The sequence below is a fragment of the Acetobacterium wieringae genome (genome assembly GCF_023700225.1).
Lineage (GTDB): Bacteria > Bacillota > Clostridia > Eubacteriales > Eubacteriaceae > Acetobacterium > Acetobacterium wieringae.
Map to the genome: position 1 here is coordinate 1,132,215 of NZ_CP097897.1, position 26,066 is coordinate 1,158,280.

A 26,066-nucleotide genomic window follows, 5' to 3' on the forward strand; every position below is an offset into this window, starting at 1 on the left:
ATGAAAAGCAATTATAAAATGGGCATCGACATCGGCTCCACTACCATTAAGGTGGTGGTGATTGACACAAAAAACGAAATCATCTTTGAAGAATACCGGCGTCATTTGTCAAACATCAAGGTCACCATCATCAATCTCTTAAAAGAAACATATCAAAAACTGGGCGATTTACAGACCCGGGTTTGTGTCACCGGTTCCGGCGGGCTGATGATCTCGCAATGGCTGGGCATTCCCTTTGTTCAGGAAGTAGTCGCCAGTACGCTGGCGGTGGAACGGATTATTCCCAAAACTGAGGTGGCCATTGAGCTGGGTGGTGAAGATGCCAAGATCACTTTTTTTTCCGGTACCATTGAACAGCGGATGAATGGTACCTGTGCCGGGGGCACCGGTGCCTTTGTCGATCAGATGGCAACGCTTTTAAAAACCGACGCTGAAGGACTCAACGAATTATCCAAAACCCACACCATGATTTATCCGATTGCCTCCCGCTGTGGGGTTTTTTCGAAAACCGATATCCAGCCGCTGATCAATGAAGGGGCAGAGAAAGCCGATATTGCCGCCTCTATTTTTCAGGCGGTGGTCAATCAAACAATCAGCGGCCTGGCCTGTGGTCATCCGGTTCGTGGGAATGTGGCTTTTTTAGGGGGGCCACTCTATTTTCTCTCGGAACTGCGACAGCGCTTTATAAAAACCCTGAAACTGACTGAGGAGCAGATTATTTTTCCGGAAAAATCCAATCTCTTTGTTGCCATGGGGGCGGCTTATTCGGCAGAAAAAGAAGCGCCAATGAATTTTTCTGATCTGGTTGAAGCAGTGGAAAATCTTGATGCCGTATCAGAAAATGAAGTCGGTCGGCTGGCGCCGCTGTTTCGGTCACGGGAAGAATTGCAGCAGTTCAAAGAACGACATGATCACAACCAGGTTGCCAAAAAAAATTTGCAAGATCATTCGGGTTGCTGTTTTTTAGGAATCGATGTGGGTTCCACCACTACCAAGGCGGTTGTCATTAATGGTGACGGCGCTCTTTTGTACAGCTACTATGGTGGCAATGAGGGCAGTCCGCTGGCTCAGTCGATCAAAATTATCAAACAAGTCTACGGCTTGCTGCCAGCTGATGTCATAATCGGTAAGTCGACGGTTACCGGTTATGGTGAAAGTCTGATCAAAAAAGCCTTAAAAATCGATATCGGCGAAATTGAAACCATTGCCCACTATAAGGGAGCCAAATATTTTTGTCCCGAGGTTGATTTTATTCTCGACATCGGTGGTCAGGATATGAAGTGCATGAAGATTAAAAATGGTACCATTGACAGTATCATTCTCAATGAAGCCTGCTCATCGGGTTGTGGTTCATTCTTAGAAACCTTTGCCAAATCTCTGGATCTTGACATGCAAGCCTTTGTTGATGCTGCCTTGATGGCAGAAAACCCGGTGGATCTGGGCACCCGCTGCACCGTTTTTATGAATTCCAAGGTCAAGCAGTCCCAGAAGGAAGGGGCTGAAGTCGGAGACATCTCTGCCGGTTTGTCTTATTCGGTTATCAAGAACGCTTTGCAGAAGGTAATAAAAATTCATAACCCCAAAGAACTGGGTGAACATATCATTGTTCAGGGGGGCACCTTTAATAATCTGGCGGTGCTGCGGACTTTTGAAAAGATCACCGAAAAAGAGGTTATCCGTCCGGATATCGCGGGCCTGATGGGCGCCTTTGGTGCGGCTTTGATTGCCCGGGAGAATTATGTCGCCGGGGAACGCAGTAATCTTCTGGATTTGGAAGCGCTGGACGATTTTGCTGTGGAAGTCGGTCACAAACGCTGCGGCGGCTGCAGTAATAATTGTCTGCTGACGATTAACCGCTTTAACGACGGCAGTCGTCATATTACCGGAAACCGATGTGAGATTGGCGAAGGGAATGTTAAAAAGAATGCCGACCTGCCTAATCTTTATCAATACAAGTATCAGCGGATCTTTAATTACCCCTCGTTGTCTGAAGAGAGAGCACCCCGGGGGAGTATCGGGATCCCCCGGGTGTTAAATCTCTATGAAAATTATCCCTTCTGGCATACCTTTTTTACTCATCTGGGCTATCGGGTGGTGTTATCGCCGGAATCCAATCGCAAGATTTACGAAAAAGGCATGGAGAGTATTCCCTCGGAGTCGGTCTGTTATCCGGCAAAACTGGCCCATGGCCATATTCAGGCTCTACTGGAAGCGGGCATTGGCCTGATTTTCTACCCGTGTATTCCTTATGAGGAAAAAGAATTTGAAGATGTTGATAACTGGTACAATTGCCCAATTGTCATGTCCTATCCGGAAACCATCAAGCATAATCAGGATGATGTTCAGAAAGACGGCATTACCTTCTTGAATCCGTTTTTACCCTTTGACAATGATCAGCGTCTGGAAGAACGGCTGGCTGAAATCTTTGGTGTCTACGGCATTAATCGGCAGGAAATTGCTGTTGCTATGAAGGCGGCCATTGCTGAGAAAGAAACCTTCCGTCGGGACATGGAGAAAAAAGGTGAAGAGACCATTGCCTATTTAAAAGAAACTGGGCAAAAAGGTATTGTTTTGGCGGGTCGGCCCTATCATATCGATCCGGAGGTCAATCATGGTCTGGATCATATCATTACCGGCCTGGATATGGCGGTACTTACCGAAGATGCCATTGCCCATCTCTATCAGCCCAAAGCGGATGAGCGTTTCCGGGTGCTGGATCAGTGGAAATACCACAGCCGCTTATATAAGGCGGCCGAGGTCGTCAACCAGCATGATTTTCTAGAACTGGTGCAACTGACCTCCTTTGGCTGCGGACTGGATGCAGTGACTTCGGAGCAAACCCAGGAAATCCTCGAAAGTCATGGTAATATTTATACTCTGATTAAGATTGATGAGGTCAATAATCTGGGGGCCATTCGGATTCGGATGCGATCACTCAAAGCGGCAATGATGATTGAACGGGAGAAAAATAATATTGTGGTGGCACCAACCCCAATGAAACAGCGGGTGGTCTTTACCAAAGCGATGAAAAAGAAACATACCCTGCTGGCACCGCAGATGTCGCCAATTCACTTTGATTTTCTGGAAGAGGCGATGGAAAAATATGGCTATCATATTGAAGTCATGCCCAGTGTGGACAATGCCGCCATTGATGAAGGCTTAACCTATGTTAATAACGATGCCTGCTATCCCACCATTATTACCACCGGCCAGATTATGGCCGCCCTGAAATCGGGAAAATACGATCTTAATAATGTGTCGATATTAATGACTCAGACCGGGGGACCCTGCCGGGCCTCCAACTATGTGGCATTTATCAGAAAAGCCCTGGAATCAGCCGGGATGTCGCAAATTCCGGTTATTTCACTGAGTGCTATTGGTCTGGAAAAGAATCCCGGATTTAAACTCAGTCTGCCGCTGCTGACTCGGCTATTAGTTGGGATTGTTTATGGTGACTTGCTGCAACGGGTTGTCAGTGGCACCAGGCCCTATGAGCTCCATCCGGGATCAACCGAAGAATTGTACCAGCATTGGCGCAAAAAAATAAAAGCAGGCATGAAAAACGGAAATCTCCGGGATTTCAAAGAAAACGTCCGGGCGATTGTCAATGAATTTGATGCCCTGCCCCGAAGCGACAAAAAATTGCCCAAGGTGGCCATTGTCGGTGAAATTCTGGTGAAATACCATCCTACCGCCAACAATAACCTTCAGGCCGTGCTGGAAGCCGAAGGGGCCGAGGTGGTGATGCCAGACCTGATGGACTTTTTCCTCTACTGTTGTTACAACCAGGTCTTTAAATACGAAGAATTATCTGGTAAGCGAAAATCGATGAAGAGCGCCAAACTAATTATTCAGTTGCTGGAGTATTCCCGGAAAAATATGAAACGTGCCTTGGAAGAAAGCGCCCACTTCCATGCGCCATCAACCATTGAGAAGAAAGCAAAAAAAGCTCAGGAACTGATTTCCCTGGGGAATCAGGGTGGCGAGGGCTGGTTTTTGACGGCGGAGATGATGGAGCTGATTGATGATGGGGTCGAAAACATTGTCTGTGTCCAGCCCTTTGCCTGTTTGCCCAATCATGTCATGGGAAAAGGAATGATCAAACCGATCCGTCAAAGATACCCACTGGCAAACATTGCCCCGATCGACTACGATCCCGGTGCCAGCGAAGTCAATCAACTGAACCGCATCAAACTGATGATGGAAACGGCCAAGCGGAATCTGGATCGGAAGAGTTAGCACTAAAAAAGAGAAAGACTGGCTTGATGGCCAGTCTTAATTTTTTGCAAAAAAAAGAACCGCTTCAGAAGAAACAGCTCGTTTTTCTAAATGAAAAAGGGGAGTAATTCATTTAGCGATAAAGGATTATATGTGATAAATTCATTATATGAAGAAGGAACAAAGAATACAATCATTATTTTTTCTATAACGTTTTCAGAATTATGTAATAGTTTACAATTTAATCAAAAATTTACAGAACAGAATTTGCGGATGTGTTATAATTTCATTACACAAAAAATGAAGGAGTCATGATGAAAAAAATACTGATAATCGAAGATGAATTGAATATATATGAACTGATTAAATTTAACCTGGAAACGCATGGGTTTGAAGTCGACGGCGTTCAGGATGGCGGCGAAGCCATTGCAAAGATATTGGAAGTATTGCCGGATCTGATCATTCTGGATCTGATGTTGCCGGGAAAAGACGGCATCAGCATTTGCCGGGAGATTCGTGCCAATAACGTTATTTCCTACATTCCGATTATTATGCTGACAGCAAAAAGTGAGGAATTCGATAAAGTACTGGGGCTTGAAATTGGCGCCGATGACTATATTACCAAGCCTTTTGGGGTCAAAGAACTATGTGCCCGGGTTAAGGCGGTTTTAAGACGGACGGAGATTCTTTTATCCAAGGAGGATGAAGCCATTGTGGTAGGGGATCTTCAAATCGATCCCAAGGCGTTTGAAGTTTATCAAAATGGGGAGAAACTGGCCTTAACCCTTAAGGAATATGAACTGTTGGTTTTTTTGGCCAAACACCGGGGTCAGGTCTTGACCCGGGATCAGCTGCTGGATCAGATCTGGGGTTTTGACTATTACGGAGAAACCCGAACCGTGGATGTCCATATCCGCTATTTAAGAAAAAAAATTGAGGAACAATCTGAAGATGGCAAAAAATATATCGAAACCGTCCGGGGGGTTGGCTATCGCTTTATTGAAAAATAGGAGTCTACAATGAAGAAACGTCTGTCTATTTCACTGACTGTCATTATCATTGTCAGTATCACGATCTGTGGCTTGTTCACGACCATCAGCTATCGTCAAAGTTATTATGCCGACACTGAGAATAACATCAAAAAGAGCAGTAACTATATTATGAATTACCTGTTACCTGACTTTCTGGAAACGGGAAACAAAGAAAATTTGGATAATTTTGCTCAAAGTACCAATGTGCGGATGACAATTATTGACACCCAGGGGGATGTCATCTACGAATCCGTTCAAGGTTTGGGCGCACTGGAAAACCATAAAAATCGACCGGAAATCCATGGCGCAATGGCTGGCCAACAAACGACTGAGGTGCGATTCTCCAACACCATCAAAGACGAAATGATCTATGTCGCTACCCCTTATTTTGATGAAGATAAGGAAGTAGAGGCGGTATTACGAATATCCATGCCGGTTAATGCCATGGATGATGCCATGTTTGAAATGATCAACAATATTATTTTTGTGATCCTAACAACAATCATGGCGACGACCCTGTTGATAAATTACTTTATCAACAGGGAAATGAAACCACTGGAAGAAGCTTCCGTTTTTGCCAGAGAAATTGCCTCAGGCAAATATGGACAGCAACTGACCATGATTCGTGAAGATCAAATCGGAGAGCTGGTGGAATCGCTCAATCAGATGTCAATCCAATTGGACAACTCGTTTACTGAGATGAACCAGAAGAATGCCGAGCTTACGGCGATCTTGTCAAATATGAATCATGGGGTCATTGCAATTGATAAAAAGAACCACATTGTCCATTTAAACGAAGCGGCCCGGAAGGTCTTGCGGATTCCCAGAAACGAACATGTGATTGGACATAATATTCTGGAAGTTTATCGGGAGTCTTTTATTCTGGAACTTATGAATTATCTGGAGAACGATCCCAGTGAAAAATTAAGCTTTGAATCACGGATTCATTCAAATCAGATCTTGCGGGTTTATATTAACCATATCGAAGAAAATAATAGCATCAACGGTCATATTATTATTTTTGAGGATATCACCCTGTTGAAAAATCTCGAAAAAATGCGCCGGGATTTTGTTGCTAATGTGTCCCATGAGCTTAAAACACCGATTACCACCATCAAAGGTTTTATTGAGACCATTCAAGTCAACCACATCACTGATCCGAAAACTCTGGAACGATTTTATTCGATTATTTATGAAGAGAGTGATCGCCTCAGCCGCCTGGTCAGTGATATTCTGGTTTTATCGCAACTGGAAAACAAAGGCGGATTTGAAAGACGGTTCGAATTGCTGCATATTGATATGGAAATCAAGCAGATTTTTGATATTTTAAAGTTGAGCGCCGAAGCAAAGTCCATGGCCTTGGAACTCAACAGCCAAGAATCAATTGAATTGGAATTTGTGGCAGATGAATTCCGGCAGATGATGATCAATCTGATCGATAACGCCATTAAATATTCAGAGCCAGCCAATCGGGTGGAGGTTACCCTTTCGGAACAAGATGAAGTGGTCACTATTCAGGTGCGGGATCATGGCTACGGGATTCCGGAGAAGGATGTAGACCGGATTTTTGAGCGGTTTTACCGGGTGGATAAGAGTCGCTCCAAGGAGAAGGGCGGCACCGGTCTGGGACTGGCCATTGTTAAACACATCGTTCACAACAATCGTGGTACGATTGCTGTGTCGAGTCAGGTAGGCGAAGGAACTGAATTTAAGATTAGCTTGCCGAAATTTAAAGATTGATAAAAAAATAACCGGTCAGTTTTGATCGGCTATTTTTTTTGAGGTAGGTTCAGTTTTGAGAAGATGGTGGTTTTGCCAAGCAGACGCATCAGCTCCCGGGCGGTGACACCAATAAAAATCCCGGTGGGAATGGCCAGTACCATCAGGAATAGAAAATAAAGCAGGAGACTGGTCGTTTGCACAACAATGGCGGCCACGATGACCTGACCGAGATTGTGTGAAATGGCCCCGAAAACACTGACCAGGATAATTGAAATTTTGTCTTTAAAAAAGTGCAAAAGCAAGCTCATGACCAGCAGACTTAAGAGGCCGCCGCCCAGACTGTAGACAATCGAAAAGCCGCCAAAGAGGAAACCCGATAAAAAAATCCGGGCGATCACTACCAGCAGGGTTAGCGGCCAACCCAGAGTCAACAGCGAGACCAGGGTAATAATATTGGGCAGGCCGATTTTGGCTCCGGGAATCGGCAGTGGCAGAGGAATCAAGCTTTCAATATAACTAAGAATCAGCGCCATGGCCACATAAAGACTGAGAATAACCAGTCGGTAGGCTTTTGAAGTCATCAGGAGTCACCAGTGATGACTTCCACAACCAGTTTGTGTGGCAGACAGACAATGGTTTCACCGGGGCTGGAAATAGGATAGGTTTTGACACAAATATGGTCGGGACAGTCGGCCTCCACCATTTTGGCAGTGCCGTCAGAAATTTCAAGTGTATTAAAACCGGTTGCATCAGTAAAGATTTCGGTGCGATCTTCAGAAAGTGGGAAGATGCCAATAACCTCGCCCTGACGGGTGACTCGAACCGAAAGTGGAGAATCGGTTTTATTGATTAAATAAAAAGCGGCAATGCCGATTAAACTGACGGTAAGTAAGCCGACAATGATGATGATTTCATTTTTTTTCATGGAAACCTCGTTAATTTTTAATAAAGAACGCTCTTATTTTATCTGAAAAAAACCGGATGGTAAAGTCTTTACCATTTTTTTATGCTTTTTTTCAGAGTCTTTGGTATAATACATTTATTTGTTAAAGGAACGGGTGTGATAGATGAAGCAAATCAGCAGAAGAAATTGGGGATGGAAAATTACTGCAACAGGGATTGTTTTTTTACTTCTGGTCGGAGGTTTAACGGGCTGCGATCAGGGAAAAACAGTGTCCCGGAGTGATTTTTTGCTGGATACCTTTGTTAGTATCACCCTTTATGGGGAGTCGGATGAACAATTGCTTGATCAGCCATTTGAACGAATTGAAGCATTAAACAGCAGTCTCACTGCCTTTGAAACTGGCAGTGATCTGGGACTGATTAAAGAGAATGCCGGTATCAAGCCTGTTACTGTGTCCGAGGATACTTACCGCATCATTGAAAAGAGTCTGGAATACTCTAAAAATTCCGGTGGATATTTTGATGTGACCATCGGTCCGCTGGTTGATCTCTGGGGGATTCACTCACCAGAAACCAAAGAAGCCCCGACTCAAGAGGCAATTGACGCCGCGAAAGCCAAAACCGATTATAAGAAGATAATCTTAAGTCCAGATGATCAGTCAGTTTATTTAACCGAAGCGGGGATGGCAGTGAATCTAGGGGCGATCGCCAAAGGTTATATTGCCGATGAGGTGATGGCGGTTCTTAAATCTGAAGGGGTGAAGCATGCGATTGTTAATCTCGGTGGGAATGTGCTGGTGATGGGAGGAAAAGCTGATAACAGCGATTTCGGGGTTGGTGTTGAAGATCCCAGAAATCCAGGAAATGGATATTTGGGAGTATTATCCATCAAGGATGGATCGGTCGTTACTTCGGGGGATTATCAGCGCTATTTTGTGGATGCGGCCGGAAACAAGTACCATCATATTCTTGATCCCTTTACCGGCTATCCCGCCAACTCGGGGCTGATTCAGGTCACTGTGGTTACGAATGCCTCCATCGATGCGGATAGCCTATCGACAACGCTGTTTTTATTGGGCTTGGATGAAGGGCTGAAGAAAGTTGAAGCACTGCCGGATGTGGAGGCGATTTTTATCACCAGTGAAAATAGGATTGTGGTTACCAGTGGTTTAAAAGACAGCTTTGTGTTTGATCAAGCGAATTATGGCGATACCTACACCATCACTTTCCGCTGACCATTTTGTGAGCTTGACAGGAGTGCGATGGCGGTAGGCGTAGTAATGAATGAAAAAAGAAGGGCAAGAATGGAAGTTAGTGAGCAATTAAAAATTTATCAAGATGAAGCAAGTAAACTGCGGCGGGATCTCCATCGGATCCCCGAAGAGGGTTTTGATTTACCGAAAACTCAGGAGTATTTGATCAACTATCTGACAGACCTGGGATACCAGCCGGAGAAAGTCTGTGAAACGGGTCTTGTATTATATATTAACGGACAATGCGATGACGATGCGATTGCCTTTCGAGCCGATATGGATGCCCTTTGCATTCGGGAAGAAGCCAATCACGAATACATTTCGAAGCATCCCGGATGGATGCATGCCTGCGGACATGACGGACATATGACGATGAATCTGTTGCTGGCAAAATATTTGGCTGATTTTCCCGAGCAACGAAAAAGAAGTGTACTACTTATTTTTCAGCCCGGCGAAGAAGGGCCCGGGGGAGCAAGACCGATGATTGATGCCGGGATCTTTAACAAATATCCGGTTAAAGCCATTTTTGGTTATCATCTGTTTCCCTTTATTGAAGAAGGTAAACTGGCAACAAAAGCCGGGCCGATGATGGGTCAAAACAGTGAGTTTTTTATCACTGTGCATGGGCTCAGTGGTCATGCTGCGGAACCACAACGGTCAATGGATGCCATTGTTGCCAGTGCGTCATTAATTACCTGTTTACAGAGTATCGTCAGTCGCAACACCAATCCCATGGAAAGTGTGGTGATCTCAATTGGCTTACTCAATGGGGGAACCCGGGTAAATGTTGTGGCCGATCAGGTTAAGCTGGGCGGGACGATCCGTTCATTTAGTGAAAAAAGCCATCAGAAGCTCCATCGACGGATCGAGGAAGTTGTCAAAGGGGTTGAACTGACCCACGGCTGTCATATTGAGCTGGAGTTTGTCGAAATGTACCCGCCAGTGATTAACGATGAACGGCTTTATGAGATTTTTAAAGAGCAGATCCCCCAGGAAAACCGAGTTCGATTTCGAAAAGTCATGTTATCTGAGGATTTTTCGTTTTTTCAGAAAGAAGTGCCGGGTTTATACATCGGCTTAGGAACTGGCAACGAAGAAAAAGGATTTAACAAAAATCTGCATACAGCAGACTTCAATTTTGACGAGCAGGTCTTACTAAGGGGCCTTGACACATCACTACAAATGATCAACTACTCAAAAAAATACTAACACAGGAGAACAAAAATGTACGAAGAATTTGCACAGGTTTACGATGAATTGATGAAAGAAATTGATTATACAAAATGGTCTGATTATATTCAGCGGTTATTTTTAAACAGCAAACGTGAAATAAAAAATGTTATGGAATTTGGCTGTGGCACCGGAAATATCACCTGCAATTTGGCCCAGGCAGGGATCAATATGACAGCAGTCGATTTATCCGAAGCGATGCTGACTGTGGCAGACGAAAAAGCAGACCGCATGGGGCTCAAAAATATTCAGTTCTATTTAGGTGATATGAGCAACTTTCAAATCAATCAAACATTCGATGCAGTTATTTCCTGCTGTGATAGTGTTAATTATTTACCCGATCTGGCAGCCTTACAGAGCTTTTTTCTAAGTAGTTATGAATGTCTGGAAAATGAAGGGATTTTGCTTTTTGATGTCAATACAGTGACAAAATACAAAAAAACCATTATGGATAATACCTATGTCTATGATTTGGATGATATTTTTTGCGTTTGGGAAAACGAACCACATTTTGACGAAAATGCCATGCATTTCAATCTGACATTTTTGAAAAGAATAAGAATGGCACCTATAATCGTCATGAGGAGACCCAGATACAGTATTTCTATACCATTGAAGATATTCATCGCTGTCTGGTCAACATTGGTTTTAAAAATATGAAGTATTATGATTTTGGAACCTTTATGCAAGGCAGCAATGAAGGTGAACGGATTCAGGTGATTGCCGAAAAAAGATAAAATTAAAAAAAACGATAAAAATGGTTGACAATTAGTTTTTACTGCCGTATAATAACGCTTGTATCTCAACTGATGGTCGCATAGCTCAGCTGGGAGAGCACCTGCCTTACAAGCAGGGGGTCACAGGTTCGAGCCCTGTTGCGACCACCATTTTTATACATGCGGCCTGGTAGTTCAGTTGGTTAGAATGCCAGCCTGTCACGCTGGAGGTCGAGAGTTCGAGTCTCTTCCAGGTCGCCATAAGTATTATCCCAATTTCTTTCAGAAATTGGCCAGAAGTTGAGCACAAGCGAGACGACAGTGGTAATACTTACGCATTTTGATTGAAAACTCATCCGACTAGGATGAGAAGAGTTTTCAATTAAAATACGATCCAATAAAAAGCGAATAGCAATTCACTGCTGCCCCAAGGTTAATGGAGTTCTCCAATTATTGGGTAATTAACCACGGCGTGGCAATGTTATGCGTCGAACTTTAAACGTTTAACACAAATGAAAACAAACAACCTATCTTAATTATTTGCCCAGATAGCTCAGTCGGTATAAGTAGAGAACCAAAAATGCACGAATGTAATGAGTGGACATTTTTGTGTGAATCACTTAGTTAGGCAGACAAATGTGTTGCCGAAACGATTGAAGACGAACAAGCCTTTTTTATTACACGCCCAGATAGCTCAGTCGGTAGAGCAGGGGACTGAAAATCCCCGTGTCGGTGGTTCGATTCCGCCTCTGGGCACCACCATGATTAGCGGAAGTGGCTCAGTGGTAGAGCATCGCCTTGCCAAGGCGAGGGTCGCGGGTTCAAATCCCGTCTTCCGCTCCATTTTGATCAGGCGCCATAGCCAAGTGGTAAGGCACGGGTCTGCAACACCCTCACCCCCAGTTCAAATCTGGGTGGCGCCTCCAAAAAAAAACAAAAAAATAGCTTGACATTTAAAAGTAACGACGGTATAATTTAAAAGCTTCTTAAGTGGGAGCAACGGTCATAGAAAAGAGAATAGTACCATAAAACCTGTAAAACAGCCAAAACATCTGCGAGGGATGAATGCGGCTAAATAGAAACAGAGAGATGAACTCTATAAAACATTAACTCGGTAGAGTATAAAATACGCTTTATTCAAAATGAGACAGCATTTAAAAGCCTAACGGCTTTAAATACAAACTTTTTATTGAGAGTTTGATCCTGGCTCAGGACGAACGCTGGCGGTATGCTTAACACATGCAAGTCGAACGAGACGAGATGGAATGACCCTTCGGGGGAATGAAATCTTAGAAAGTGGCGAACGGGTGAGTAACGCGTGGGTAACCTGCCCTATGGAAAGGAATAGCCTCGGGAAACTGGGAGTAATGCCTTATAATACAGTGAAGTCGCATGGCTTAGCTGTTAAACGCTCCGGTGCCATAGGATGGACCCGCGTCCCATTAGCTAGTTGGTGAGATAACAGCCCACCAAGGCGACGATGGGTAACCGGTCTGAGAGGGCGAACGGTCACACTGGAACTGAGACACGGTCCAGACTCCTACGGGAGGCAGCAGTGGGGAATATTGCGCAATGGGGGCAACCCTGACGCAGCAATACCGCGTGAGTGAAGAAGGTTTTCGGATCGTAAAGCTCTGTTATTGGGGAAGAAAAAAAGACGGTACCCAAGAAGAAAGTCCCGGCTAACTACGTGCCAGCAGCCGCGGTAATACGTAGGGGACAAGCGTTGTCCGGATTTACTGGGCGTAAAGGGCACGCAGGCGGTTTTTTAAGTCAGATGTGAAAGGTACCGGCTCAACCGGTGACATGCATTTGAAACTGAAAGACTTGAGTATTGGAGAGGCAAGTGGAATTCCTAGTGTAGCGGTGAAATGCGTAGATATTAGGAGGAACACCGGTGGCGAAGGCGGCTTGCTGGACAAATACTGACGCTGAGGTGCGAAAGCGTGGGGAGCAAACAGGATTAGATACCCTGGTAGTCCACGCCGTAAACGATGAGTGCTAGGTGTTGGGGAGACTCAGTGCCGCAGCTAACGCAATAAGCACTCCGCCTGGGGAGTACGACCGCAAGGTTGAAACTCAAAGGAATTGACGGGGACCCGCACAAGCAGCGGAGCATGTGGTTTAATTCGAAGCAACGCGAAGAACCTTACCAGGTCTTGACATCCTCTGACAATCTGAGAGATCAGACTTTCCCTTCGGGGACAGAGAGACAGGTGGTGCATGGTTGTCGTCAGCTCGTGTCGTGAGATGTTGGGTTAAGTCCCGCAACGAGCGCAACCCCTGTGGTTAGTTGCCATCATTCAGTTGGGCACTCTAAGCAGACTGCCGTGGATAACACGGAGGAAGGTGGGGACGACGTCAAATCATCATGCCCCTTATGACCTGGGCTACACACGTGCTACAATGGTCTGAACAGAGGGCTGCGAAACCGCGAGGTGAAGCTAATCCCTTAAAACAGATCTCAGTTCGGATTGCAGGCTGCAACTCGCCTGCATGAAGTTGGAGTTGCTAGTAATCGCAGATCAGAATGCTGCGGTGAATGCGTTCCCGGGTCTTGTACACACCGCCCGTCACACCACGAGAGTTGGCAACACCCGAAGTCAGTGAGGCAACCGCAAGGAGCCAGCTGCCGAAGGTGGGGTCAGTAATTGGGGTGAAGTCGTAACAAGGTAGCCGTATCGGAAGGTGCGGCTGGATCACCTCCTTTCTAGGGAATACAGGAAGTCATGGTACTATTTTCTTTTGTATGACCATTATGGTTATACAAGACAAAAGCAGAGAGCATAAAAACTAAATAGGTTTTGAAATTGTGGGGGTGTAGCTCAGTTGGGAGAGCACCTGCCTTGCAAGCAGGGGGTCAGGAGTTCAAGTCTCCTCATCTCCACCAAATTTTAAAACAAACAGATGGGCTTGTAGCTCAGGTGGTTAGAGCGCACGCCTGATAAGCGTGAGGTCGGAGGTTCAAGTCCTCCCAAGCCCACCATAAGGATCGTATTTTTCGCCAGAATCCCTGATTGATTTATGGATGAATTCAGTCGAAAAATGCGTTAGTATTTGTACCAGTCACACGCTAACGCTTAGTGACTTACCAAATTTTTATCAAAATTTGGACAAATACGTCGATCATTGAAAACAGCATAGTGTATAAATAAAATTTTGAAATACAATTTCTTTAACACGAAAACGTAACATCAAAAAGGATCAAGAAGAAAAGAGCACAGGGTGAATGCCTTGGCAATCAGAGCCGAAGAAGGACGCGACAAGCTGCGAAAAGCTGCGGGAAGGTGCACATAACCGTTGATCCGCAGATATCCGAATGGGGAAACCCGGCTGGTAGAAGACCAGTCACTGTAACGTGAATACATAGCGTTATGGAGGGAACCCGGGGAACTGAAACATCTTAGTACCCGGAGGAAAAGAAAGAAACATCGATTCCTTGAGTAGCGGCGAGCGAAAGAGGAAGAGCCCGGATTACAACAAATTTACTTTATTAGCTGAACGGCATGGGAAGGCCGGACGCAGAGGGTGAGATCCCCGTAAGTGAAAATAGAGTGAGTGGGTAATCGACGAGTACCACGGGACACGTGAAACCCTGTGGGAAGATGGGGGGCCCACCCCCCAAGGCTAAATACTACTGATTGACCGATAGCGGAAAGTACCGTGAGGGAAAGGTGAAAAGAACCCCGGAAGGGGAGTGAAATAGAAACTGAAACCCTGTGCTTACAAGCAGCCGGAGCGCAAGTGACGGTGTGCTTTTTGTAGAACGGGCCAACGAGTTACGGTATGTAGCAAGGTTAAGTACTTCAGGTACGGAGCCGCAGGGAAACCGAGTCTGAACAGGGCGAATAGTTGCATGCTGTAGACCCGAAACCGTGTGATCTATCCATGACCAGGATGAAGCTTGGGTAAAACCAAGTGGAGGTCCGAACCAGTGTCTGTTGAAAAAGGCTTGGATGAGTTGTGGATAGGGGTGAAATTCCAATCGAACACGGAGATAGCTGGTTCTCCCCGAAATAGCTTTAGGGCTAGCGTTGTAGTAAAGAGTGATGGAGGTAGAGCACTGAATCGGCTAGGGGGCGTAAAGCTTACTGAACCGTATCAAACTCCGAATGCCATCCACTTATATACAGCAGTCAGACTGTGTGAGATAAGTCTCATAGTCGAAAGGGAAACAGCCCAGACCATCCGCTAAGGTCCCCAAGTCCAGATTAAGTGGGAAAGGATGTGCAACTGCACAAACAACCAGGATGTTGGCTTAGAAGCAGCCACACATTTAAAGAGTGCGTAATAGCTCACTGGTCGAGTGGTTGTGCGCCGAAGATGAACGGGGCTAAAATCTGGCACCGAAGCGATGGATTATGGTATTACCATAGTGGTAGGGGAGCAATGTCTTGAGGGCGAAGCTTAATCGTAAGGTTAGGTGGACACAAGACAAGAGAGAATGTTGGCATGAGTAGCGAAAGTGAAGTGAGAATCTTCACCATCGAAAGCCCAAGGTTTCCTGAGGAAGGTTCGTCCGCTCAGGGTAAGTCGGGGCCTAAGCCGAGGCGAGCAGCGTAGGCGATGGACAACAGGTTGAAATTCCTGTACCACCTTTAATTGTTTGAGAGATGGAGTGACACAGAAGGATAAGCGAACCCAGCGGTTGGAAAAGCTGGGCCAAGCGTCAAGGCTGATCAGGGAGGCAAATCCCCTTGATCTTAAGGCCAAGGCGTGACGGGGAACGAAAAATAAGTAGGGAAGTCGCTGATTTCACGCTGTCAAGAAAAGCTTCTATTGAGAGAGAAGGTGCCCGTACCGTAAACCGACACAGGTAGGCGAGGAGAGAATCCTAAGATGAGCGGGAGAAGTGTTGTTAAGGAACTCGGCAAAATGACTCCGTAACTTCGGGAGAAGGAGTGCCCCTTAAGGGGGGGCCGCAGAGAAGAGGCTCAAGCGACTGTTTAGCAAAAACATAGGTCTCTGCTAAATCGAAAGATGATGTATAGGGGCTGACGCCTGCCCGGTGCTGGAAGGTTAAGAGGAGTGCTTAGCGCAAGCGAAGGTGCGAATTTAAGCCCCAGTAAACGGCGGCCGTAACTATAACGGTCCTAAGGTAGCGAAATTCCTTGTCAGGTAAGTTCTGACCCGCACGAAAGGCGTAACGATTTGAGCGCTGTCTCGACAACACACCCGGTGAAATTGTAGTACTCGTGAAGATGCGAGTTACCCGCGACAGGACGGAAAGACCCCGTAGAGCTTTACTGCAATCTGGCATTGAGTTTTGGTAGTACACGTACAGGATAGGTGGGAGGCAAAGAATTTGGGACGCCAGTTTCGAAGGAGCCACCCTTGGGATACCACCCTTGTACTATTGGAATTCTAACGAGTGGCCGTAATCCGGTCATCGGACAGTGTCAGACGGGCAGTTTGACTGGGGCGGTCGCCTCCTAAAAAGTATCGGAGGCGCCCAAAGTTACCCTCAGGATGGTTGGAAACCATCTTTTAGAGTGCAAAGGCAAAAGGGTGATTGACTGCGAGAGAGACATCTCGAGCAGAGACGAAAGTCGGGCTTAGTGATCCGGTGGTTCCGAGTGGAAGGGCCATCGCTCAACGGATAAAAGCTACCTCGGGGATAACAGGCTTATCTCCCCCAAGAGTCCACATCGACGGGGAGGTTTGGCACCTCGATGTCGGCTCGTCTCATCCTGGGGCTGAAGCAGGTCCCAAGGGTTGGGCTGTTCGCCCATTAAAGAGGCACGCGAGCTGGGTTCAGAACGTCGTGAGACAGTTCGGTCCCTATCCGTCGTGGGCGTTAGATATTTGAGAGGAGCTGTTCCTAGTACGAGAGGACCGGAACGGACAAACCACTGGTGCACCAGTTGTTCCGCCAGGAGCATAGCTGGGTAGCTAAGTTTGGAAGGGATAAGTGCTGAAGGCATCTAAGCACGAAGCCCCCCTCAAGATAAGATATCTCACCAGAAATGGTTAAGGTTCCTGATAGACGATCAGGTAGATAGGCTGGATGTGGAAGTATGGCAACATATGGAGCTGACCAGTACTAATCGACCGAGGTCTTGATCCAAGATTTTATACACTGTGCTGTTTTGAATGATCACTGCGTGATCATAAAAGACAATTGATAAATGCAATAATAATTAAATAGTTAATTAATCTCGCGACGATGGCGGAAGGGCCACACCTGTTCCCATACCGAACACAGAAGTAAAGTCTTCCAGCGCCGAAAGTACTTGGTGGGCAACTGCCTGGGAGGATAGGACGTTGCGGGATTTTAAATAATCCTCAGTAGCTCAACGGTGGAGCACTCGGCTGTTAACCGATAGGTTGCTGGTTCGAATCCAGCCTGGGGAGCCATTAAGAAACAAAGCGGGTGTGAAGCAGACCGTTTCATATCCGCTCTTTTAAGCAAGGCCCCTTGGTCAAGCGGTTAAGACACCGCCCTTTCACGGCGGTAACAGGAGTTCGAGTCTCCTAGGGGTCACCAAATTTAATATCCATCCAAGCGGCCTGGTAGTTCAGTTGGTTAGAATGCCAGCCTGTCACGCTGGAGGTCGAGAGTTCGAGTCTCTTCCAGGTCGCCATAAGTTTTATCCCAATTTCTTTTAGAAATTGGTCGGAAGTGGAGCGTGAGCGAGACGACAGTGATAAAACAAACGCATTTTAATTGAAAACTCATCCAATCTGGATGAGAAGAGTTTTCGATTAAAATACGATCCAATTAATATGTCAATACATTTTCATTAGGCTGATGTGGCTCAATTGGCATAAGTAGAGAGCCCAAAATTGACGAGAGTAGCGAGTCAAAATTTTGGTGCGAATCACTTAGTTATCTGTAGTGTATTAGCAGTAAGTAATTCAATGTATCAATACTTTTTTATTAAGCTGATGTGGCTCAATTGGCAGAGCAGCTGATTTGTAATCAGCAGGTTAACGGTTCGAGTCCGTTCATCAGCTCCATTTTTTTGTCAAAATTCGGATGGGAGAATGCCCGAGTGGCTAAAGGGGGCGGACTGTAAATCCGTTGACGACGTCTACGATGGTTCGAATCCATCTTCTCCCACCATAAGTGAGATCCGATTTCAGGATGAAATTGGCTATGCATGTGAGCAGAGCGAATCGTGCATCATCGAACTTACGCATTTTAATTGAAAACTCATCCATATTGGATGAGAAGAGTTTTCGATTAAAATACGATTCTTAGCACAACTTAATTTAATGATCTGACCCATTAGCTCAGTTGGTATAAGCAGAGAACCAAAAATGCACGACCGTAGGGAGTGAACATTTTTGTGTGAATCGCTTAGTCAGGCAAACTTGAGTATTACACAGTCGTTTGAAGACAAACAATAACTAAATAATTTTATGACCCATTAGCTCAGTTGGTAGAGCATCTGACTTTTAATCAGGGTGTCGGGCGTTCAAGTCGCCCATGGGTCACCATTAAAAAAGCTAACCGCATTTATGCGGTTTTTTATTTTTTGTTAATAAAATGGACGGGACTAACTTGATTGTTACATTAGTAAATGAGAATCAAAATTAGAATGATAGTCAAAAGAAAATTATGCAAAAGAACATCTAATCGATCAATAAATAAAAACAAGGTTAGCCTGGGTGTGGGCAAACCTTGTTTTATGGGAATAATAGATATTTGATTAGAGATGTGCTTCAGATTTCTAATTAGCGATAATATTTATCCAGAACAAGCATGATTTCATCAATTTTAGCTTCACCATCACCTTTTTCAAAGGCATCTTTGACACAGGAATTCATGTGCTTTTTTAAAATCTCCAAATTAGTTTTTTTTAGTAGCGCCTGAACAGCCAGTATTTGTTTTGATACATCAATACAATAACGATCATTTTCCAGCATTTTAATAATGCCATCGATTTGACCCCGGGCAGTTTTTAGTAAGTTAAGCTCAGCTGAACGATCCTTAGTTTCCATAGTTTTATGCGGTGATATCAGAGGTTGGATAACCAGCTTCAGTGAGTGCTGTAGTCACTGCGTTCATATCGACATTTTCGGAAGCGGTAAAACTGGCCTGGCCTTCTTCCAGAGAAATCGATACATCTGTGATTCCTTCAAACCCATTTAAAATGCCGTCGACCCGCTTTACACAATGCTGACAACTCATGTCAGCTACTTTTAATAATTTTTTCATGTTTTTTTCCTTCTTTCGTTTCTATCATTTTATTAAGAGGCAGTTCTGCCTTGATAACAGTTTGATTCAATTCATTCTTTCTAATCGGTAAGAGTTTTACTTTAAACGTCTTAAGTGATAAAGCATTGAGAACCACCGATACGGAGCTTAAGCTCATGGCTCCTGCCGCAAACATTGGGTTTAGTTTGAGTCCAAATGGGATATACAAAGCACCAGCAGCGAGGGGAATACCGATTACGTTATAGATAAATGCCCAAAATAAATTCTGTTTGATATTTCGTAATGTTGCCTTACTTAACTGGATAGCGGCGACAATATTCATTAAATCGTTTTGCATCAGAATAACATCGGCCGATTCGATGGCAACATCGGTGCCATTGCCGATGGCAATGCCAACGTCACTTTGGGCCAGTGCCGGTGCATCATTGATGCCATCACCGACCATGATAACCTGATGTCCCTGGGACTGAAGCCGCTTGATCATCGAGGCTTTTTCATGGGGGAGAACATTTGCCACCACATTGTCAATGTTTACCATGCTACCAATCGCCTGAGCAGTACGTTCGTTGTCGCCAGTAAGCATGTAAACATCAATACCCATGGCTTTGAGTTGAGAAACAGCCTGGTAGCTGTTTTCTTTAATAACATCAGCAACGCCGATAATCCCTTTGATAGACTGATTCCAGCCGACCAGCAGGGGCGTTTTTCCCAAATCGGAAAGGCGTAAATAATCTGCCATGATTGATTCGACTGTGAGCCCATTACGCTCCATCAGCTTGATATTGCCAACCAGGATTTTCTTGTCGCCAATCTGTCCCTGTATGCCGAAACCAGAGAGTGATTCAAATGTGTCAGGATAGTCTAAGGACAACTGCCGTGTAGTGGCTTCTTTGATAATCGCTTCACTGAGGGGGTGCTCAGATTTATTTTCCAGTGAAGCAGTAAGTTGTACTAATTGATTCGAATCAATTTCCGGATCATAAAGAATGATATCAGTGACGGATGGCGAACCGATGGTCAGGGTACCGGTTTTATCAAAAACGATGGTGTTGGATTTTCCAAGAATTTCCAGTGCTGGTCCATTCTTGAATAAGATGCCTTTTTCGGCACCTTTTCCGGTTCCAACCATAATTGCGGTAGGGGTAGCAAGTCCCAACGCACAGGGGCAGGAAATAACTAAAACCGATATTGCTGCTGATAAAGCAAAGGACAACCCATAGCCGAGAATCATCCAGATCACAAAGGTGAGTAGCGAAATGCTCATCACTGCCGGTACAAAGAAACGACTGATTTCATCTGCAATCCTGGCAATCGGGGCCTTAGATGATTGGGCTTCTTCAACCAGCTGAATAATTTTGCTGAGGGTCGTGTCCTGTCCGATTTTGGTCGCTTTGAATTCGAAGGAACCGGTTTTATTGATGCTACCGGAAATCACGAAGTCGCCAACCGTTTTTTCCACTGGTAAGCTTTCACCAGTAAGCAGTGATTCGTCGACGCTGGAATGTCCGGTCAGTATTTCGCCATCAACGGGAATTCGCTCGCCGGGACGGATAATCACAATATCATTCACTTGCACGGCATCGATGGCAATTTCGACTTCAATATTGTTTCGTAAAACGCGAGCTTTATCAGGAACCAGGGCAATGAGTTTTTCGATGGCCTGGGATGTTTTTCCTTTGGCTTTTGTTTCAAGAAATTTTCCCAGGGTAATTAATACTAAGATAACGGTGGTTGATTCAAAATAGAGCTCATGCGAATAATGGTGGATCAACGCCATATTATCGTAGGAAAACCCATAGGCCAGGATGAAAAGAACGACTACCCCATAAATAAAGGAGGCGCTGGTACCAACTGCCACCAGTGAATCCATATTGGGAATTCGTTTAGCCAAGGCTTTAAAGCCATTGACGTAAAAATGGCGACACAGAAAAATGACTGGCAGGGTCAAAAACATTTGGGTTAAGGCGTTGAGCAACAAATTCTGTTCACCGGCCAGAAAACCGGGGATCGGCAAGCCGAGCATCGGACCCATCGCCAGATAAACAAGGGGCAGCGTGAAAACCAGCGAGGCGATTAAACGAAATTTGACCGCATCGATCTGACTTTGATAAGCGGGTTGGCCAGTTTCTTTTTTATTGATTGGCGCAGTTTTGTCCTGATCATCCAATTCGGCCCCGTAACCCAGGGCTTCGATGGTACTGATGATCAATGATGCCGGGGCCAGATCAGGGTCATGGTGGACAACCAGTTTTTCATTTGAAAAATTAATGACTGCGGATGTAACACCATTTATTTGACCGACCTTTCGTTCAATGGCACTGGCGCAAGCCGTACAGGTCATGCCGCTGATGTTGAATTGTATTTTGTTCATGGTGACCTCCTGAATAATACACCCCTCATGGGGTGGGGTAAATTCTATAATCATCATACACCCGAATCGGAACAATGTCAACTAAATAAGTAATTTAACGAAATTTGTAATCGGTTGCCAGAAAAAAATAGAGGTTGATAGTATTTTTTAAAGTGCTATAATGAAAATCATAATTAATGGGTATATTAATAAGAAGAAATTAGGACAAAATATTACTGAAAGGAGACTGAACATGCTACATAGTGAAGATGCTGATATTAATGTGGTCATCAGACAAGTCATCAATCTTGATACGAAGGCAGTGCGAATTAAAAAAAATGTTGTGCAACGCGCTGAGCGAATACTGGATCGTACCAAAAATGATATAAAAGAAAAAGAAAAAGCGGAGCTGGATGGCGCTCAGGAATTAGCTAAACAGAACTACCAGCAGGAAATCAACAAAGCCAGGGAAGAACGCCAGAAAATTATTGATGGAATGGAAGAGGAACTTACCAAAATCCGCTGTCGGTATGATGAAAAAAAGAAGATAAGGCCAGGGAAGTTCTGGAAATACTCTTCAAGAAAAAAGTTAGTGATGTTTAAAAGAAAAAAGATCAGCGTCAGGCTATTTTTTTCTGATTTTCTTTCTTGATTTAAAGAAAAGTGTGAGAATCGTATGTCAAAGAGTAAATATGCTTGTATAAGTGCAAAAGCACTGGCAATGAGAGCTCGGAAAATTGATGATGATGATTTTCGTGAGCTTATAAAAGCAAAGGATTTAAAAGAAGTATTTCAGTATTTACGGGACAACACCCATTATGGGGAGTTTCTAAAGAATATGAATATTGACGATCTGCACCGAACTGAGTTTGAAGCGCATTTAAATGATCTTAAGGTTTTGGAAACAGAAAAGCTGATGCATTATTTATCAGGCGATGATAAGACTTATTTTAAGGTGTTTCTGGTACGACTGGAAGTGGAAGCGCTGCGGATTTTAATCCGGGGGATTGCCCGAAATGATGACTTGGAATCTCTTCGGGAATTGATCATCTATTCGCATCAGTATTCAACCGTCCCCTTCGAAAAGTTATTTCGGGCCCGGGATTGGGACGAGTTTAAAAAACTGCTGATCAATACCGACTACTATCGAATTCTGGAAATCTATAAAGATATCAGAATCGATCAGGATTTGGTGATGGTTGAAAAGAATCTGGATCGATATTATTACGATCTGGTTAAGAACCGGCTGCTCAAATTAGATAAGAAAGCCAATCGGGATCTGATTAATGCCCAGCGTCGTAATTTTGATCTATTAAATTTGATTTGGATTTATCGGGGTAAAAAGTTTTATAAACTATCCCGGGAAGAGTTGATAGCATACTCCTTGAGAGGTGGATTGGTATTAAATGAGAAACGATTGGTGTCATTGGTTGAAGCAAAGAATTTTATCGAGATGAAAGAACGAATTGCAGATACCGATTACGCCTTTTTATTTAATCATACCAAGACAATCGATCTGTATATGGAAAGGCGGCAGGAGCGGTATCTTTATTTTATGTATCTCAAGCTTTTTAGTGAAGGAAATGGTAGTCTGGGCCGAGTTGTTGCCTATATTCGGCTGCTGGATTTTGAGATTGAAGATATTACTTCGATCATTGAAAGTAAGCGCTATCAAATGGGAGCAGATGAAACAAAAAAATATTTAATCAGACCCATTGATTAGGGTGTGAAAGGAAGTATTCTATGGCAATTGAAAATGTGATTATGATGGATGTGGTCGGAAAAATCAAGTATGTTGATAAATTCGCCAAAGACATTTTTCTTTTCAATGATATTCAAATCGTCGATGCCATGCAGGAAATTGATTCCGGGCGGTTCATTCTTCCAATACGTGAGGAAAATATGGGTGAGCTGCTGGGATTTGCACAGCTTGTATCCGGCGAGACGATGATGGATGAGAAGAATTTTGTCAAAACAGTCAATAAGTTAAATGAACTCTACAAGGGTTCGCTTAATTTAGACATGATTTCGCTGGCAAAAAGTGAGAATGATCTTGGCAAAGCGCTGGGCAAAGCCCGGGAATTTGACGGCAATCTGGTGGTGGAATACAGTGAATTAAAGCAGGTCAATGATCAGATTGAAGCTTTGGGAAAAAGTAAAATTGCTTATTCCTATCTGGATGAGTTGGATGCAAAGATGAGTGAACTGGATAGTCTGGAGAATTTTTCCTATAGTCTTGGTTCAGTCACCAAAGATAATGCCGTGCGTTTGAAGAGCATTTACAACAGTGTGACCTCGATTGTCTTTCATGTCGGCAACCAGGAAGATAATGAAGAAGTATTTATGATTGTGTCGCCCAAAGATCTGGAGATTGAATCACAGCGGATTTTGAAGGCCCTAAATTTTAAACCGATTGAAGGGTTTGATGGTAAGTATACTGAGTCGCCCAAAGAGATTCTCGAAGCAATTGATGCAGAAATCAAAGCACTGCAAGCCAGAAATGCCGAGTTACTTAAAAAACTAAATATTCATCTGGAAGAAAACCGGGCTGATGCCACCGACAGTTTTAATACTTTGAGTCTTTATGCCAATCTTAGTATTATTAAAAAGTTTATGGCTTTCAGTGATGAAAATTTTTATTTTTCGGGATGGATTTCCAAGCGTGACAAACAGAGGATGGAAGCCATTGCTGCTAAATATCCGGAGATGATTATCATGTTTTCAGACACCAATAAGGGCAGCGGCAAGCCGCCGACGAAAATGAAAAACAACTGGCTTTTTAAACCCTTTGAAAATTTGGTCAAGCTGTATGGAGTACCCTCGTTTAATGAGCTGGACCCAACCCCTTTTTTGAGTTTAACCTATATGTTCTGTTTTGGATTTATGTTTGGTGATGTCGGTCAAGGTCTGGTCTTGGCGGTCGCCGGGTTTATTCTGGGAAAAAGGGGCGTAGAGCTTGGGAAGGTTTTGTTTCGCCTGGGAATTTGCTCCACATTCTTTGGATTTATGTATGGCAGTGTTTTTGGTTTTGAAGAAGTGATCCATGCCGTCTGGCTAAGACCATTCGAGGAGATCAATTCGATATTATTTGTTGCAATTGGAATTGGCATTGGAATGCTTTTTGTGGCCTATGTCTACAGCATTATTAATAAGCTTAGACAAAAAGAAATCAAAGAAGGTGTTTTTGGTAAAAATGGCATCTGCGGTTTTGTCCTCTACGCCAGTTTACTGGCGATTGTCGGGATAAATGTCGCCGGATTTGCAGTGGCAACGGTGCTGACACCAATTTTAGCAATCTTGGCAGTGCTTTTGATTTTTATCGTATTAATAAGGGAACCACTGGCAAATTATTTGCAGAAAAATAGTCATCTTTACGAAGAAGAGCCCTCGGCTTATTATATTGAAAGTGGCTTTGAACTGTTTGAGATGTTGCTGGGGATGTTTAGTAACACCGTGTCCTTTATTCGAATTGGCGCTTTTGCCCTGGTTCATGTGGGGCTTTTCGTAGCCTTTCAGACCCTGGCTGAAATGGCTCATAATGGGGTCATCAGTGTGGGCGTTCTGATTTTTGCCAATATTTTTGTAATTGTTCTGGAAACATTGATCGTCTCGATTCAAGCATTGAGATTACAGTTTTATGAATTATTCAGTAAATATTATACCGGTGATGGGGTTGAATTTCGCCCCGTTGACCTGCAAATTAATTTATTTTAAGGAGAAACGCAAATGAATGTATTAACCTTTATAACCATTGGCACTGCCTTACTTGTTTTGGGAACCATTTCTCTGGGTGTCTATTTTAACTATCACGGATGTGATGCCAAACAGGTAAAACTAAAAAGATTTCTTAAGTTAAATCTGTCAACCTTTATTCCGATGTTGGCGGCCGCCTTGATTGTGATGGCACCTGGGATAGTTGCCGCCGCCACCGGTGGGGAACCGGGCGGAATGACGGATGCTGGACTCGGCTATATCGCAGCAGCACTCTCTACTGGGCTTGCCTGCGTAGGGGCTGGTTATGCGGTTGGTGTGGTTGGCTCGGCGGCTTTGGGGGCTGTTTCTGAAGATCCTAAAATTCTGGGTAAGACACTGATTTTTGTTGGACTGGCTGAAGGGGTCGCCATTTACGGTCTGGTTATTTCAATCATGATTATTGGAAGTCTGTAAGTATGAAATCATATGTAATCAGTGAGAATCGTGATTCCTATTTGGGAATGCAACTGGCTGGTATTGAAGGGGCATATGTAAAAACACAGGCAGAGATTGAGACAGCGTTTAAAGAAGCCTTGAAAGACAAGGAAATTGGGATAATTTTTCTGACCGAAAAAGCATCATTGATGATTACCGATTTGGTATTGGAAGCAAAAAAGAAATACTTTTCACCTTTAATTACGGTCATCCCCGACCGCCACGGCTATTTGCGTAGTGAAGGGATGATTATGAAGTATATTAAAGAATCTGTGGGATTGTAAGGATGTG

At 44.3% G+C, this 26,066-nt stretch carries 16 protein-coding genes, 13 tRNA genes and 3 rRNA genes; 27 read left to right on the forward strand and 5 right to left on the reverse strand.

Annotation, left to right across the window (positions count from 1 at the left end):
- The 3 genes from CHL1_RS05545 to CHL1_RS05555 all read left to right on the forward strand — a co-directional run bounded on the left by CHL1_RS05545 (nt 1) and on the right by CHL1_RS05555 (nt 6,989).
- Nucleotides 1–4,239, forward strand: coding sequence for a 2-hydroxyacyl-CoA dehydratase (locus CHL1_RS05545; RefSeq protein ID WP_250935162.1), 4,239 nt, complete (start codon nt 1–3; stop codon nt 4,237–4,239).
- Between the two features lie 293 nt (nt 4,240–4,532).
- Nucleotides 4,533–5,228, forward strand: coding sequence for a winged helix-turn-helix domain-containing protein (locus CHL1_RS05550; protein ID WP_276495648.1), 696 nt, complete (start codon nt 4,533–4,535; stop codon nt 5,226–5,228).
- A 9-nt stretch (nt 5,229–5,237) separates the two neighbouring features.
- Nucleotides 5,238–6,989: a HAMP domain-containing sensor histidine kinase gene (locus CHL1_RS05555; RefSeq protein WP_250935163.1), complete on the forward strand. Its 1,752-nt coding sequence runs from the start codon at nt 5,238–5,240 to the stop codon at nt 6,987–6,989.
- A gap of 29 nt (nt 6,990–7,018) precedes the next feature.
- Here the strand turns inward: CHL1_RS05555 and CHL1_RS05560 are convergent, their stop codons facing one another.
- Complete coding sequence (locus CHL1_RS05560) at nt 7,019–7,552, reverse strand: Gx transporter family protein (RefSeq protein WP_250935173.1); 534 nt, start codon at nt 7,550–7,552, stop codon at nt 7,019–7,021.
- Complete coding sequence (locus CHL1_RS05565) at nt 7,552–7,896, reverse strand: NusG domain II-containing protein (RefSeq protein ID WP_250935175.1); 345 nt, start codon at nt 7,894–7,896, stop codon at nt 7,552–7,554. Before CHL1_RS05565 ends, CHL1_RS05560 begins: the two co-directional genes overlap by 1 nt.
- 142 nt (nt 7,897–8,038) lie before the next feature.
- Here CHL1_RS05565 and CHL1_RS05570 point away from each other — a divergent pair, with 142 nt between their 5' ends.
- The 19 genes from CHL1_RS05570 (at nt 8,039) to CHL1_RS05660 (ending at nt 18,516) form a co-directional block, all read left to right on the forward strand.
- Nucleotides 8,039–9,109 (forward strand): FAD:protein FMN transferase, encoded by a 1,071-nt coding sequence (locus CHL1_RS05570; protein ID WP_250935177.1) that lies wholly within the window; start codon nt 8,039–8,041, stop codon nt 9,107–9,109.
- A gap of 69 nt (nt 9,110–9,178) precedes the next feature.
- Nucleotides 9,179–10,336 (forward strand): M20 metallopeptidase family protein, encoded by a 1,158-nt coding sequence (locus tag CHL1_RS05575; RefSeq protein WP_070370186.1) that lies wholly within the window; start codon nt 9,179–9,181, stop codon nt 10,334–10,336.
- A 15-nt stretch (nt 10,337–10,351) separates the two neighbouring features.
- Nucleotides 10,352–11,017, forward strand: a complete 666-nt coding sequence (locus CHL1_RS05580; RefSeq protein WP_250935179.1) for a class I SAM-dependent DNA methyltransferase — start codon at nt 10,352–10,354, stop codon at nt 11,015–11,017.
- A 151-nt stretch (nt 11,018–11,168) separates the two neighbouring features.
- Nucleotides 11,169–11,244: transfer RNA gene (locus tag CHL1_RS05585), tRNA-Val, on the forward strand.
- Between the two features lie 13 nt (nt 11,245–11,257).
- Nucleotides 11,258–11,334 (forward strand) — tRNA-Asp (locus CHL1_RS05590).
- Nucleotides 11,335–11,756: 422 nt separating this feature from the next.
- Nucleotides 11,757–11,832: transfer RNA gene (locus CHL1_RS05595), tRNA-Phe, on the forward strand.
- A gap of 9 nt (nt 11,833–11,841) precedes the next feature.
- Nucleotides 11,842–11,916: transfer RNA gene (locus CHL1_RS05600), tRNA-Gly, on the forward strand.
- A 9-nt stretch (nt 11,917–11,925) separates the two neighbouring features.
- Nucleotides 11,926–11,999, forward strand: a tRNA-Cys gene (locus CHL1_RS05605).
- A 259-nt stretch (nt 12,000–12,258) separates the two neighbouring features.
- A 16S ribosomal RNA gene (locus CHL1_RS05610) occupies nt 12,259–13,783 on the forward strand.
- 104 nt (nt 13,784–13,887) lie between these two features.
- A tRNA-Ala gene (locus tag CHL1_RS05615) sits at nt 13,888–13,963 on the forward strand.
- A 19-nt stretch (nt 13,964–13,982) separates the two neighbouring features.
- Nucleotides 13,983–14,059: transfer RNA gene (locus CHL1_RS05620), tRNA-Ile, on the forward strand.
- Nucleotides 14,060–14,275: 216 nt separating this feature from the next.
- A 23S ribosomal RNA gene (locus CHL1_RS05625) occupies nt 14,276–17,140 on the forward strand.
- A gap of 89 nt (nt 17,141–17,229) precedes the next feature.
- Nucleotides 17,230–17,346, forward strand: a 5S ribosomal RNA gene (gene rrf, locus CHL1_RS05630).
- The 16S, 23S and 5S rRNA genes sit together here with 13 tRNA genes alongside, the layout of an rRNA operon.
- Nucleotides 17,347–17,355: 9 nt before the next feature.
- Nucleotides 17,356–17,430, forward strand: a tRNA-Asn gene (locus CHL1_RS05635).
- 55 nt (nt 17,431–17,485) lie between these two features.
- Nucleotides 17,486–17,560 (forward strand) — tRNA-Glu (locus CHL1_RS05640).
- A gap of 20 nt (nt 17,561–17,580) precedes the next feature.
- Nucleotides 17,581–17,657 (forward strand) — tRNA-Asp (locus tag CHL1_RS05645).
- A gap of 300 nt (nt 17,658–17,957) precedes the next feature.
- Nucleotides 17,958–18,033, forward strand: a tRNA-Thr gene (locus CHL1_RS05650).
- Nucleotides 18,034–18,054: 21 nt separating this feature from the next.
- Nucleotides 18,055–18,139, forward strand: a tRNA-Tyr gene (locus CHL1_RS05655).
- A 301-nt stretch (nt 18,140–18,440) separates the two neighbouring features.
- Nucleotides 18,441–18,516 (forward strand) — tRNA-Lys (locus CHL1_RS05660).
- 237 nt (nt 18,517–18,753) lie between these two features.
- Here CHL1_RS05660 and CHL1_RS05665 read toward each other — a convergent pair.
- Genes CHL1_RS05665 through CHL1_RS05675 form a run of 3 tightly spaced genes read right to left on the reverse strand, consistent with a single transcriptional unit; the run spans nt 18,754 to nt 21,608 of the window.
- Entirely contained in the window at nt 18,754–19,020 is a 267-nt protein-coding gene (locus CHL1_RS05665) for a metal-sensing transcriptional repressor (protein WP_070369748.1), read from the reverse strand.
- A 4-nt stretch (nt 19,021–19,024) separates the two neighbouring features.
- Entirely contained in the window at nt 19,025–19,237 is a 213-nt protein-coding gene (locus CHL1_RS05670) for a heavy-metal-associated domain-containing protein (protein ID WP_250935181.1), read from the reverse strand.
- The gene (locus tag CHL1_RS05675) at nt 19,212–21,608 is read right to left on the reverse strand and encodes a heavy metal translocating P-type ATPase (RefSeq protein WP_250935183.1); all 2,397 of its coding nucleotides are present in this window, start codon (nt 21,606–21,608) and stop codon (nt 19,212–19,214) included. Before CHL1_RS05675 ends, CHL1_RS05670 begins: the two co-directional genes overlap by 26 nt.
- A gap of 160 nt (nt 21,609–21,768) precedes the next feature.
- Between CHL1_RS05675 and CHL1_RS05680 the strand changes: the two genes are divergently transcribed.
- The 5 genes from CHL1_RS05680 to CHL1_RS05700 are packed head-to-tail and all read left to right on the forward strand — an operon-like array spanning nt 21,769 to nt 26,059.
- A complete protein-coding gene (locus CHL1_RS05680) occupies nt 21,769–22,239 on the forward strand; it encodes a hypothetical protein (RefSeq protein WP_250935185.1) in 471 nt (156 codons plus the stop codon).
- 24 nt (nt 22,240–22,263) lie between these two features.
- A complete protein-coding gene (locus CHL1_RS05685) occupies nt 22,264–23,310 on the forward strand; it encodes a V-type ATPase subunit (RefSeq protein WP_148637668.1) in 1,047 nt (348 codons plus the stop codon).
- A 20-nt stretch (nt 23,311–23,330) separates the two neighbouring features.
- Complete coding sequence (locus CHL1_RS05690; protein ID WP_250935186.1) at nt 23,331–25,301, forward strand: V-type ATP synthase subunit I; 1,971 nt, start codon at nt 23,331–23,333, stop codon at nt 25,299–25,301.
- Nucleotides 25,302–25,313: 12 nt separating this feature from the next.
- Nucleotides 25,314–25,754 (forward strand): ATP synthase subunit C, encoded by a 441-nt coding sequence (locus tag CHL1_RS05695; protein WP_250935188.1) that lies wholly within the window; start codon nt 25,314–25,316, stop codon nt 25,752–25,754.
- A gap of 2 nt (nt 25,755–25,756) precedes the next feature.
- Nucleotides 25,757–26,059 carry a V-type ATP synthase subunit F gene (locus CHL1_RS05700; protein ID WP_070369753.1) on the forward strand — a complete coding sequence of 101 codons (303 nt, stop codon included), beginning with the start codon at nt 25,757–25,759 and terminating at the stop codon, nt 26,057–26,059.
- Nucleotides 26,060–26,066 lie beyond the last annotated feature (7 nt).